Origin of the sequence: Streptomyces sp. ISL-10 (assembly GCF_018614575.1) — a bacterium.
Taxonomy (GTDB): domain Bacteria; phylum Actinomycetota; class Actinomycetes; order Streptomycetales; family Streptomycetaceae; genus Streptomyces.
In genome coordinates this window covers 222,988-234,570 of sequence record NZ_JAGGOJ010000016.1, presented here as the reverse complement: position 1 = coordinate 234,570, position 11,583 = coordinate 222,988, and the positions used below count along the sequence as shown (strand labels likewise).

Here is an 11,583-nt window from a genome sequence, read left to right as displayed (position 1 = left end):
TTGCCCCGCCCGGCTCGTGGGCCGCGAGTCGTCACACAGCGGGCATGTCGGGCCCCATCCTGCTGCGTACGGCGGTCTGCACCTCCGCCTCCTCGGCGGGGTCCGCGGCGAGCCGGCGCAATCGCTCGGCAACGCGCACATCACCGGTCTCGGCGTGGCGAGCGGCGACCTCTCTGGTGGTCTCCTCGCAGTCCCACAGGCATTCGACGGCGAATCCGGTGGCGAAGGAGGGGTCGGTGGCGGCGAGCGCCCGGGCGGCACGGCCGCGGAGATGGGAGGAGGCCGTCTCGCGGTAGATGTGGCGCAGTACGGGGGCGGCGCAGCTGATGCCGAGCCGGCCGGTGCCATCGACGAGGGTCCACAGCAGCGGGGCGTCGGGCCCGTCGGCGCGGACGGTCTCGCGGAGGGCGCCGAGAACCAGCGGGGCGTCCAGCGCGGCCCCGCGGCAGGCGAGGACTCCGGCCGCGGCCGCGCCGAGGGCGTCGGGACGGTGGATCCAGCCCCGGGCCCGGTCCACGGCCTCGTCGCCGCACATCCGCTCGAACGCGGAGATCGCGGCGTCGGCGACGGTGGACGAGCCGCCTGCGACCGCCGCCTCGATCAGGTCGAGGACCACGGGATCCCGGGACTCGGCGAGGTAGTGCAGGGCGGTACAGCGGGCTCCGTCGGATCCGGTGTGCGCCGCGCGGACGATCTCGGGCCGGTCCTCGGGTCCGGCGACGGCGCCGAGGCAGCGGGCGGCGGGCACGTGCAGTGCACTGCCGCGCTCCAGCCCCTGATCGGCCCAGTCGAGGACGGCCTGGACGCTCCAGCCGGGGCGGGGGCCCGACGGACGCATCTGGCGCTGCCAGCGGTCGAAGGAGCCGGCTTCCTGCGCGGCACGTACCCGGGCGCCGATGAACTCCCGGCGGTCCTCCGCCCACAGGCGCCACGGCCGCGGTTCGAAGGAGTCGCGCACGGCGACGGCCAGGTCGGCGTCGCCCTCGGGGGTGGCGGGGAAGCGGGCGAGGACCGGGGCCGCGAGGGACCGCAGGCCCGCGTCGTCGTCGCGCAGGGCCAGTTCGTCCAGGGCCCATGCCCAGTTGGCGCCCTGCGCGGCGTACCGCCGCAGCAGTGCGAGGGCGTCACCCCGGCCGTAGGAGGCGAGGTGCCCGAGAACGGCCAGCGCGAGTCCCGTCCGGGTCTCGTCGGCATCGAGGAGGTCATCGGCGTCGCACAGGTGCCGCTCGATCTCCTCCAGGCTGCCGTGGAGGTCCAGGTACAGGCGTGCGTAGTAGAGGGAGCGGTTCTCGACCTGCCAGTCATGGCGGGGGTCGCTCAGAACGCAGTGGTTGAGCGCCGCGAGCGCTTCGGCCCGTGGCGCTGCGAGCGCATGCAGGGTGCCGTCGCCGCGGCCTCTCTGCAGCAGGCCGAGCAGGGTGCCGCTCGGCGCTATGACTGGATCGAACATGGGGAAAGCCTCACATCAAGCTGTCGACGCAACCGGGGGACTGGAATGCCTAGGCCGCGCAGCAGCATGTCGGGCCGCCCGTCGTCATACGCGTCTTCTGCTTGGTGGTGAGCATGTCCTTCTGCCTCTCTTCGGTGGCCCCAGGGGAATTCCCGGATGATGGGTCCGGGACAGGGCTGACGTCATGATGACCCACGCATTTCGCCACCGCGACCACATTTACGGCGTCTTCTCGGGCCATGCGGCCGTAGGAGGTGCCCTCCCCCGCCGGCGGCCTCGTCGTGGCTGGTCGGAGCATGCGCGGCGCCGACCGGAACGTACGCGACGGCCGCTCAGCGGCCGTCGAACAGCTCCAGAAGGTCCGTCTTCCCAAACATCCGCGCCGTATCCACGGCGGAGGGAGTACCGGCCTGCGGATCGGCACCGCCGGAGAGCAGGGCGCGGATGACGGCGTCCTCGCCCTTGAAGACCGCGCCGGCGAGAGGCGTCTGGCCGCGGTCGTTGGCCCGGTCCGGCTCGGCGCCCCGGGCGAGGAGTACCTCGACGGTGGCGGCGTGCCCGTGGTAGGCGGCGAGCATGACGAGGGTGTCGCCCTTGTCGTTGGTGAGGTTGGCCGGGACGCCGGCGTCGAGATACGCGGCGAGCTTCTCGGTCTCCCCACGGCGCGCCAGGTCGAAGACCTTGGTCGCGAGTTCGATCACCTCGGAGTCCGGGACTTCGCTCATCGGGCGGACCGCCTTTCACCACGTTGACCTGGGCCGCACGGCAGAAGCAGCCGTACGAGTGAACCGACAGGTTACTGCCAGGCGCCTGCCGGGACGGGCCTGGCGAGGGGAAATGGACCACGCGGTTCCGCGGGAGCGGGAGGGCACTGTGCGGCTCCGCCGGGCCGCGGGCACGCCGATCAAGGGGCGACTCTCCCCCAGTGAAGTGAACTACATCCGATTTCACCCATTTGCAGCTTTTATCGTATAGACACTTTCTGTAAGCATGGAAGAACTCAAGGTGAATGTCCCCCTCACCCAGGAGAACCTCATGATCCTGTCCATGTCAGGCGTCGTGCTGCTCGGCATCATCGTCTTCCTCTTCTTCCGGAAAGACGGGCTCAAGGCGTCCCACGCATTCGTCTCCGCGCTCTTCGGCTTCTTCCTCGCGGGCACCGCGATCGCGCCGAGCATCACGGCAGGCACCACGAGCCTCGCCGGGCTGCTGGGCGGGATCAAGTTCTGACCCCCCCGAACCACCGACGAGCACCTTCAGGAGACAGATGTGGCCCGGCGACCACTCCCTCGCATTCTGACCAGCGGCAGCGCTCAGATCGCCCGTAGTCGTGAGATCGCGCGCACGGCCGCCGACAGCGCCACCGATGTCCTCCATCCGCTGATCACGGTCACCCGCGGTCTGGGGAAGCTGGCCGCCATGGGCCGGAGCAAGTGGGCCGCCACTCCCAAGGAACGGCGTGGTCCCACCCTGTTCTTCGTGGCGGCCTGCGTCCTGGTCGTCGCGGTCATCCCGTACGGGCCGCTGATCGCCCTGATCACCGTGATGGCCGCGGCCGCCTGGGCCGGCCGCGTCAGGGTGCCGGTCAGAACCGGACCGAACGACGCCGAAATCGCCCGGTTGCGCGCTCTGTACGAGGCCCTGGTGCCGTACTTCTCGGTCCCCGAGGACCCGGCTCCGCTCTTCACCCACGGCGGGGAGTGGAGCAAAGCCTTCAGCGAGTACGCGTTCGACGACACCGGCCGGCTCACTCGTCTCCGCCTGGCCTACCCGGCGTACTTCACCGACTCCGAGGCCGACTCCCGGGCCCGGATCGAGCAGTTGCTGCACGCGAAGTCCGGCCGCGGCCGGGAGTACCGCTTCAGCTGGGACGAGGAGGGCAACGAGCTCGAGATGAGCGTGCTGCCCGCTCTTTCCACCTCCATCGCCGCCCAGCGCTTCGTCACCTCCCCCGGCGAGACCGTCCTCGGCTTCACCGACGCCGACGCCGTCCGGCGCACGCTGCCCGTCACCCGAGGCGGCACCACGGAGCAGGCGCCGCCGGTTCTCTGGCGCACCGGCCCCCGCTCCACCGAACCGCATCTGCTGGTCGTCGGCGAGCCCGGCAGCGGCACCACGACGCTGCTGCGCTCCATCGCCCTGCAGGCCCTCCAGCACGGCGACGTGCTGATCGTCGAGGGAGGCGGCACCGGCGAATACGCCTGCCTCACCGGCCGCACGGGCGTGCTCGCCGTCGAGTGCGGTCTCGGCGGAGCGCTGTCGAGCCTCGAATGGGCCGCCCACGAGACGGAGCGGCGCCTGATCGCCGCAAACCGGGCGCGGCAGGCGGGGCTTCCGGCTCCCGACGACACGAAGCGGCCCCTGTGGATCCTGCTGGACCGGCCGAGCGTCCTCGGCCATCTGGCCGCGGCGGACGGCCACATGGACCCGCAGGAGCTGCTCCAGGTGCCGCTGCGGCACGGGCGGGCGGCGCAGGTCACGGTCGTCGTTGCCGAACAGTTCGACAGCACCGACGCCCTGACCGAGTCCGTGCGCTCGCACACGCGTGCCCGCGTCACGCTCGGCCCGGCGGACTTCGGCCGGGTCGAGGCCGTGCTGGGCGCCACCCCGCGCACCACGCCGACCGCGGACATCCCGCCCGGGCGCGGATACGCACGGCTGGGCACGGGTCCGGTGCTCAGGCTGCAGGTGCCGGCGACGCCGGACCCGTTCGACGACGCGACGAGCGAGGCGCACCGGCAGGCGGTGGTCGACCTGCTGCCCCCGCGTCCGGGCGAGCCGGAGCCGCCTGCGGTTCCCACGGCGGCCGCACCCGTGGCCTCCCCCGCGCCGCCGGCCGCCGCGGTTCCCGCCGAGGGCTGAGGCCGCCCTGCCCAGGCCGGGCCTTACGCGAACCCGCCCAGGCCTGGGCCTTACGCGACGAACGTGCGGGGCGCTTCCGTGCCCGCGCTCGCTCCCGTGCGCACCAGCCGTGCCGCCGCCGCCAGCCGCGTGGCGGCCTCCTCGGCGACGGGCCCGCCCACCGTGAACGGCAGCCGTACGTATCCCTCGAACGCGCCGTCGACCCCGAAACGCGGGCCGGACGGCACCCGGATCCCGACCCGCTCGCCGACCTCGGCGAGCCGGGAGCCGGACAGGCCACCGGTGCGCACCCACAGCGTCAGACCGCCGGAGGGCACGTCGAACTCCCAGTCCGGCAGCTCCTTGCGCACCGCGGCGACGAGCGCGTCACGGTTCTCCCGGGCCTGCTCGCGCCGGATGGAGACGGCACTGTCCCATCCGGAGGTGTGCATCAGCCAGTTGACACCCAGCTGTTCCAGCACGGGTGTGCCGAGGTCGGCATAGGCGCGGGCGGCGACGAGGGAGCGGATGACGTCGGGGGCGGCGCGCACCCAGCCGATCCGCATGCCCGCCCAGAAGGCCTTGCTCGCCGAGCCGACGGTCAGGACGGTGGCGCCTGCGGGGTCGAAGGCGCAGACGGGACGGGGCATCTCCATGTCCGGGTCGAGGTGGAGCTCGGACATGGTCTCGTCGACGACGAGCACCGTGCCCGCCGAGCGGGCCGCCTCCACCAGGGAACGGCGCTGGTCCTCGTCGGCGAGCGCGCCCGTCGGGTTGTGGAAGTCGGCCACGACGTACGCGAGCCGGGGCGCCGCGTCGCGCAGGACCTGGCGCCAGCGGGCCAGGTCCCAGCCGGTCAGCCCCTCGGCCATGGCCACCGGCACCAGCCGGGCCCCGGCCTCGCGCATCAGCTGGAGGATGTTGGCATACGACGGCGACTCGACGGCGATGCGTTCACCGCGCCCGGCGAACAGATGGCAGATGGCGTCCATCGCACCCATCGCGCCGGTCGTGACCATGATCTGCTCGGGCATGGTCGGGATGCCGCGCTCGGTGTAGCGCTCGGCGAGCATCCGGCGCAGCGCGGGCAGGCCCGCGGGATAGTCGCCGTGGGTGTGGGCGTAGGGCGGCAGTTCCTCCAGGGCGCCCTGGACGGCCCTGGTCAGCCAGGGCTCGGGAGCCGGCAGGGACGCGCAGCCGAGATCGATCATGGAGCCGAGCGACTCGGGCGGCAGCGGTTCGAGGCCGCGGGCGGGCAGCGGATTGCCCGCCGGGACGGCGGTCCAGCTGCCCGCTCCCCTGCGGGACTCCAGAAACCCCTCGGCACGCAGGGCCTCGTACGCGGCGGCGACGGTGGTGCGGCTGACGGAGAGCGAGAGGGCCAGTTCCCGTTCGGCGGGCAGCCGTGCGGCGACGGGGACCCGGCCTTCGAGGACGAGAAGCCGGATGCCGTCGGCGAGCGCGCGGTACGCGGGCGGCTTGCGGGTGCCCGGCCCGGCGGGGTGCGGTTGCTGGGAGGTGAGCTGCCTGGCGAGCTGCGCCGCCCCCACCGCCGAAGTCCACTGCGACATGGAAGTCAGTCCACCTTCCTCGAATTGGCCATGGTTGCCCATTGTTCCGTAGCCACAGAGTGTCATGCATCGGTCCACTACCACCACAGGGGGACGCCATCGTGTCCGGACATCTCACCCGCAGACTGCTGCAGCTGTACGTCGGCCTGGCGTTGTACGGGGTGAGTTCCGCGCTCCTGGTGCGTGCCGGACTCGGGCTCGAACCGTGGGGGGTGCTGCACCAGGGGCTGTCGGAGCTGACCGGCATCTCGATCGGCGTGGTGTCGATCATCGTCGGCGCCGTGGTGCTGCTGCTGTGGATCCCCATCCGGCAGCGGCCCGGCCTCGGGACGGTGTCCAACGTGTTCGTCGTCGGCATCGCCATGGACGCGACGCTCGCCGTCGTACCCGGTGCCCACGGGCTCGCGTCGCAGGTTCCGCTGCTGGCCGCCGGTGTCGTGCTGAACGGTGCCGCGACGGGCCTCTACATCTCGGCCCGCTTCGGCCCCGGTCCCCGGGACGGTCTGATGACCGGTCTGCATCGCCGCACGGGCCGGTCGATCCGGCTGGTGCGCACGGCACTTGAGGTGGTGGTCGTGGCCACAGGGTTCGTGCTCGGCGGGTCAGTGGGCGCCGGCACGGTCGTGTACGCGCTGGCGATCGGACCTCTGGCACAGCTGTTCCTGCGCGTCTTCGCCATCCCCGGTGCGGGCGAAGGCAGCACCGTGGTCGCCGGCTCGTCACCGAGGCAGGCCATACTGCCGCGGTGACCGCCATACGCCACCCCTATCTGGACCACCCGGCAACGCTCGCCTTCGCCCACCGCGGGGGTGCCGCCGACGGCATCGAGAACACCGCGGCCGCCTTCCGCCGCGCGGCCGACGCCGGGTACCGCTATTTCGAGACCGATGTGCACACCACTGCGGACGGACGGCTGGTCGCCTTCCACGACGCGACGCTGGACCGGGTGACCGACGCGGGAGGGCGGATAGCGCAGCTGCCGTGGAGCGAGGTGAGCCGGGCCCGGGTGGCGGGCCGGGAACCGCTGCCGCTCTTCGAGGAGCTGCTGGAGGAATTCCCCGAGGCCCGCTGGAACGTGGACCTCAAGACGGAGTTGGCACTGGAGCCGCTCGTGGATCTGATCCGCAGGGCCGACGCCTGGGACCGGGTCTGCGTCGGCTCCTTCTCCGAGGGCCGGGTGGCGCGGGCCGTGCGCCGGGCCGGTCCGAGGCTCGCGACGTCGTACGGGGTCAGGGGCGTCCTCGGCCTGCGGCTCGCGTCGGTGGGGATTCCGGCCGCAGTACGCAGAGGCGCGGTGTGCGTCCAGGTTCCTCAGTCCCAGAGCGGTGTCCGCGTGGTGGACCGCCGGTTCGTGCGGGAGGCGCACGCGCGGGGACTGCAGGTCCACGTCTGGACGGTCAACGACCCCGAGCGGATGGCCGCGCTCCTGGACCTTGGCGTGGATGGCATCATGACCGATCATCTACAGACGTTGCGCACGGTGCTGACCGACCGTGGACTGTGGGGCTGACCCGGCACATCTGCCGACAGCACGAGCGAGGGGGCGCGGATGACGGCCGGCACCGCCGACCGCACGGACGGCGCGGACAGCGCCCGCGAGCGAAGACGCCAGCAACAGGGCTGGTACTTCTACGACTTCGCGTGCTCGGTGTACTCGACGAGCGTGCTCACGGTGTTCCTCGGGCCGTATCTGACGTCGGTGGCCAAGGCCGCCGCGGACGCCGACGGTTTCGTCCATCCGCTGGGGATCGCGGTGCGGGCCGGTTCGGTGTTCCCGTACGCGGTGTCGGCATCGGTCGTCGTCGCGGTGCTGGTGATGCCGTTCGCGGGCGCGGCGGCGGACCGCAGCGGGCGCAAGAAGCCCCTCCTCGCCTTCTCCGCGTATCTGGGCGCCACGGCGACGACCGGCATGTTCCTGCTGGACGGCGACCGCTATCTGCTCGGCGCCCTCCTGCTGATCGTGGCGAACGCCTCGCTCGCGGTGTCGATGGTCCTGTACAACGCGTATCTGCCGCAGATCGCGGAGCCGCATGAACGGGACGCGGTCTCGTCGCGGGGCTGGGCCTTCGGCTACACCTCCGGCGCGCTGGTGCTGGTGCTCAATCTGGCCGTGTATTCCGGCCACGACTCCTTCGGCCTGTCCGAGGGCGATGCGGTGCGGATCTGCCTGGCGTCCGCCGGACTGTGGTGGGGTGCCTTCACGCTCGTGCCGCTGCGCCGGCTGCGGGACCGCCGGCCGGCGACGAGCGGCGAGGGCAGGGTCGGCTCCGGCTGGCGCCAGTTGACGGCCACGCTGAAGGACATGCGCCGCCATCCGCTGACGCTGTCGTTCCTGCTGGCCTACCTCGTCTACAACGACGGCGTGCAGACCGTGATCTCCCAGGCCTCGGTCTACGGCTCCGAGGAGCTCGGCCTGGACCAGGCGACGCTGATCACGGCGGTGCTGCTCGTCCAGGTCCTCGCGGTCGCGGGCGCGCTGGGCATGGGCCGACTGGCCAGGACGCACGGCGCGAAGCGCGTCGTCCTCGGCTCACTGGCGGTGTGGACCCTCATCCTCGCCGCCGGATACTTCCTGCCCGCGGGTGCGCCGGTGTGGTTCTACTGCCTGGCCGCGGCGATCGGGCTGGTGCTCGGCGGCAGTCAGGCGCTGTCGCGTTCGCTGTTCTCCCATCTGGTGCCGCGGGGCAAGGAGGCGGAGTACTTTTCCGCCTACGAGATGAGCGACCGGGGCCTGAGCTGGCTCGGCCCATTGGTGTTCGGTCTCGCGTATCAGCTGACCGGCAGCTACAGGGATGCCATCATCTCCTTGGTGATCTTCTTCGTCCTCGGATTCGTACTGCTCGCCCGGGTGCCGGTGCGGCGCGCCGTGGCCGCCGCGGGCAACCCCGTTCCGGACCGGATTTAGACGCGGAAGTGAAAGGGCGGTAGTGTACGCCTTTGGCCCGCCAGGCGGACCGTTACTGCGTGCTCAAGTAGCAAAGACGCTGGGTGACATCTAATGCCAGATGTGACAAACCGGGCACTGGTGGGTAGAACAAGGGGCGGCACGACGGGCGACGCATGACCCGCAACGGGAATCTTTACCGCCGACCGGACGTTGACCGGATGACGACGACAGCGACACCTGTCCTGTGGGCGACAAGCCCGGGAGGCACGATTCATGAGTGAGCGAGCTCTTCGCGGCACGCGCCTCGTGGTGACCAGCTACGAGACCGACCGCGGCATCGATCTGGCCCCGCGCCAGGCGGTGGAGTACGCATGCGAGAAGGGGCATCGTTTCGAGATGCCGTTCTCGGTCGAGGCGGAGATTCCGCCGGAGTGGGAGTGCAAGGTCTGCGGAAGCCAGGCGCTCCTGGTGGACGGGGACGGCCCCGAGGAAAAGAAGGGCAAGCCGGCGCGTACGCACTGGGACATGCTGATGGAGCGGCGTACCCGCGAGGAGCTCGAGGAAGTGCTGGCCGAGAGGCTGGCGGTCCTGCGTTCCGGCGCCATGAACATCGCGGTGCACCCGCGCGACAGCCGCAAGTCCGCGTAAGCGCGCAAAGCGCGCGGGTCCGCGCACATTACGGAGCCGCGGGCTGTGCCACACCATCGGTGTGGCACAGCCCGCGGCTCCGTTCATGTCTGTAGGCATCCACGGGGTTCATGTGTATCGGCATGCACGGGCCGGGTCCCGGCTGTGCCGGCGGGCACCGGCCGGGGTCCGCTCGTCTCCGACCGAAGGCACATGCCCGCTGCCGTCTTCACCCGCCCCCCTCGTTCGGGCTACAGGCGCACGACCGGGTCCGGGGCGCCCCTGCCCTTGCTGGTTCAGGGCGTCAGCGGGGGCCGCGGGCTCCCCGCTTCCCGATCGGACGGGGGCGCGTCGTCGCGGATGACCTCTCCCTGGACCACCTTGCCGTCGGGGCGGTGGATCCTGGCCTGCTGGAAGGCATGGCCCAGCGTGCCCGACGACGCCGCCCTCATCCGGCTCTCCAGCGAACGCTCCGCGTACCGGCCGAGGCGGGTGCGCACGGGCGGCAGCAGGAGCAGCAGGCCCAGCGCGTCCGAGATCAGGCCGGGCAGCATCAGCAGCAGCCCGCCGAGCATCAGCAGTCCGTTGCCCTTGCCGCTGCCAGTCGGCGCGGCCGCGCCCGGCTGCTGCTGAAGCGTCGCCGTGAGGTTGGTGAACGCGCGGCGTCCCGCCCGCTTGATCACCACCGCGCCGAGCACTGCCCCGCCGACCAGCAGTCCGAGCACGGCGAAGCCGCCCGCTTCCCGGGCCACGAGCGTCAGCAGCCAGATCTCCAGGACCAGCCACGCGGCAATGGCGAGGGGGACAAAGGTGCGGGCGCGTGAGCGCCGGGGAGCGGTCGGGTTCTGTGCGCCGGTCGTCATGCCCCCAGTGTGCCTGGGCGCCCGCCAAGGCGGTGTAAGGAGTCGATCAGGAAGCTCAGGGCCTGCGGCCGAGCAGGCGGCTCGCCCGGTTCCGCACACCCCAGGCCGTGACCCGCCACAGGGCCTCGACCACGATGTCCCGGTTCATCTTCGAGTCGCCCAGCTCTCGCTCCACGAAGGTGATGGGGACCTCGACGACATGGAAGCCGGCGGCCACGGCCCTGCGTGCGAGGTCCACCTGGAAGCAGTAGCCCTGCGACGCGACGTCGTCGAGGCCCAGCCCTTGGAGCGTCTCGGCGCGGAAGGCCCGGTAGCCGCCGGTCATGTCACGGATGGGCACGCCGAGCAGCATGCGGGAGTACGTGCTGCCGCCGCGGGAGAGCAGCTTCCGGTGCGCGGGCCAGTTGACCACGCGGCCGCCCGGCACCCAGCGCGAGCCGAGGACCAGGTCCGCGCCTTTGAGCGCGGTGAGCAGCCGGGGCAGTTCCTCCGGCTGGTGGGAGCCGTCGGCATCCATCTCGACGAGCACGCCGTAGTCGTGCTCGATGCCCCAGCGGAACCCCGCCAGGTACGCGGCGCCGAGCCCTTCCTTGCCCTTGCGGTGCAGGACGCGCACCTGCTCGTCGACGGCGGCGAGCTCGTCGGCGGACTTGCCCGTGCCGTCGGGGCTGTTGTCGTCGGCGACGAGGACGTCGGCGTCGGGCACGGCAGCGCGCACCCGCGAGACGATCGCGTTGATGTTCTCGGCCTCGTTGTAGGTCGGGATGATCACCAAAGTTCTGCCGAGCGGGCCGTACCGCTTCCCCTGGGGTCCACCATGGGGAACCGCACCACCGTCGTTCACTGCTGCCCCTTAAAGTCCGTACGCAGAGCCCCACCATAGCGAGCGCCCGGATCGCACCGCCGGGAGGCAGCGGATCATGAAAGGGAGTCGCCGGGCGGGAGCGCGAGGAGCCCGGGACCGGGGCTGTTGTACCGCGGGAGGGTCGGCGACGGCAACGGATCGGACCCGGCGTCCTTCGGGCCGACCTGGGGCCCGCTGGCTGCGGGTCGACCGAGAGCCGTTGTCTACTGAACGCCGGGCCCCACCCGGGTCGCACCTGCCGGCCGGCTGAAACCCTCCCTCTGCCCCCGAGGCGCGGGCGCTGAACCTGGCTCCCAGCGGCGGTGCGCCGGTGCGGCACACCACCCCATGGCCCAGCGGCGTTCGACGACTGCGTGGAAGGTGCCGGTCGGACGTCCTGTGGTGGACCCGGCCGAACCTACCGGCCGGTGGGCGCTCGCTGTCAACAGTCGTGCGACCAGCAGAAATCGGCCTTGCCCCCAGGTCAGAGGCGAAGATCC

11 protein-coding genes are annotated in these 11,583 nt (G+C 71.7%); 6 read left to right on the top strand and 5 right to left on the bottom strand.

The window, feature by feature from the left end:
* Positions 1–31: 31 nt before the first annotated feature.
* Both J7E88_RS20795 and J7E88_RS20790 read right to left on the bottom strand, forming a co-directional pair.
* Complete coding sequence (locus J7E88_RS20795; protein ID WP_215183231.1) at positions 32–1,450, bottom strand: HEAT repeat domain-containing protein; 1,419 nt, start codon at positions 1,448–1,450, stop codon at positions 32–34.
* A 332-nt stretch (positions 1,451–1,782) separates the two neighbouring features.
* Entirely contained in the window at positions 1,783–2,175 is a 393-nt protein-coding gene (locus tag J7E88_RS20790) for an ankyrin repeat domain-containing protein (RefSeq protein WP_215183229.1), read from the bottom strand.
* A gap of 310 nt (positions 2,176–2,485) precedes the next feature.
* On the opposite strand from J7E88_RS20790, the gene J7E88_RS20785 reads away from it, so the two are divergent.
* Both J7E88_RS20785 and J7E88_RS20780 read left to right on the top strand, forming a co-directional pair.
* A complete protein-coding gene (locus J7E88_RS20785) occupies positions 2,486–2,680 on the top strand; it encodes a hypothetical protein (RefSeq protein ID WP_147990831.1) in 195 nt (64 codons plus the stop codon).
* Between the two features lie 39 nt (positions 2,681–2,719).
* Positions 2,720–4,312, top strand: a complete 1,593-nt coding sequence (locus J7E88_RS20780) for an ATP-binding protein (protein ID WP_215183227.1) — start codon at positions 2,720–2,722, stop codon at positions 4,310–4,312.
* Positions 4,313–4,362: 50 nt separating this feature from the next.
* Here J7E88_RS20780 and J7E88_RS20775 read toward each other — a convergent pair whose 3' ends face one another.
* Positions 4,363–5,862: a PLP-dependent aminotransferase family protein gene (locus tag J7E88_RS20775; protein WP_215183225.1), complete on the bottom strand. Its 1,500-nt coding sequence runs from the start codon at positions 5,860–5,862 to the stop codon at positions 4,363–4,365.
* A gap of 101 nt (positions 5,863–5,963) precedes the next feature.
* Here J7E88_RS20775 and J7E88_RS20770 point away from each other — a divergent pair, with 101 nt between their 5' ends.
* The 4 genes from J7E88_RS20770 to J7E88_RS20755 all read left to right on the top strand — a co-directional run bounded on the left by J7E88_RS20770 (position 5,964) and on the right by J7E88_RS20755 (position 9,397).
* On the top strand, positions 5,964–6,611 hold the full coding sequence (locus J7E88_RS20770; RefSeq protein ID WP_308307556.1) for a hypothetical protein: 648 nt from the start codon (positions 5,964–5,966) through the stop codon (positions 6,609–6,611).
* A complete protein-coding gene (locus J7E88_RS20765; protein ID WP_215183223.1) occupies positions 6,608–7,372 on the top strand; it encodes a glycerophosphodiester phosphodiesterase family protein in 765 nt (254 codons plus the stop codon). The genes J7E88_RS20770 and J7E88_RS20765 overlap by 4 nt, the downstream gene beginning before the upstream one ends.
* A 39-nt stretch (positions 7,373–7,411) precedes the next feature.
* A complete protein-coding gene (locus tag J7E88_RS20760) occupies positions 7,412–8,767 on the top strand; it encodes an MFS transporter (RefSeq protein ID WP_215183221.1) in 1,356 nt (451 codons plus the stop codon).
* A gap of 255 nt (positions 8,768–9,022) precedes the next feature.
* Positions 9,023–9,397, top strand: coding sequence for an RNA polymerase-binding protein RbpA (locus tag J7E88_RS20755; RefSeq protein WP_026278069.1), 375 nt, complete (start codon positions 9,023–9,025; stop codon positions 9,395–9,397).
* Positions 9,398–9,672: 275 nt separating this feature from the next.
* Here the strand turns inward: J7E88_RS20755 and fxsA are convergent, their stop codons facing one another.
* Together fxsA and J7E88_RS20745 are read right to left on the bottom strand one after the other, a co-directional pair.
* A complete protein-coding gene (gene fxsA, locus J7E88_RS20750) occupies positions 9,673–10,239 on the bottom strand; it encodes an FxsA family membrane protein (protein WP_215183219.1) in 567 nt (188 codons plus the stop codon).
* 55 nt (positions 10,240–10,294) lie between these two features.
* On the bottom strand, positions 10,295–11,083 hold the full coding sequence (locus J7E88_RS20745) for a polyprenol monophosphomannose synthase (RefSeq protein ID WP_215183217.1): 789 nt from the start codon (positions 11,081–11,083) through the stop codon (positions 10,295–10,297).
* Positions 11,084–11,583: the final 500 nt, after the last annotated feature.

Coding starts and splice junctions, on each gene's coding strand:
- J7E88_RS20795 (WP_215183231.1), bottom strand. CDS start 1,450: ATGTTCGATCCAGTCATAGCGCCGAGCGGCACCCTGCTCGGCCTGCTG.
- J7E88_RS20790 (WP_215183229.1), bottom strand. CDS start 2,175: ATGAGCGAAGTCCCGGACTCCGAGGTGATCGAACTCGCGACCAAGGTC.
- J7E88_RS20785 (WP_147990831.1), top strand. CDS start 2,486: ATGATCCTGTCCATGTCAGGCGTCGTGCTGCTCGGCATCATCGTCTTC.
- J7E88_RS20775 (WP_215183225.1), bottom strand. CDS start 5,862: ATGTCGCAGTGGACTTCGGCGGTGGGGGCGGCGCAGCTCGCCAGGCAG.
- J7E88_RS20760 (WP_215183221.1), top strand. CDS start 7,412: ATGACGGCCGGCACCGCCGACCGCACGGACGGCGCGGACAGCGCCCGC.
- J7E88_RS20755 (WP_026278069.1), top strand. CDS start 9,023: ATGAGTGAGCGAGCTCTTCGCGGCACGCGCCTCGTGGTGACCAGCTAC.
- fxsA (WP_215183219.1), bottom strand. CDS start 10,239: ATGACGACCGGCGCACAGAACCCGACCGCTCCCCGGCGCTCACGCGCC.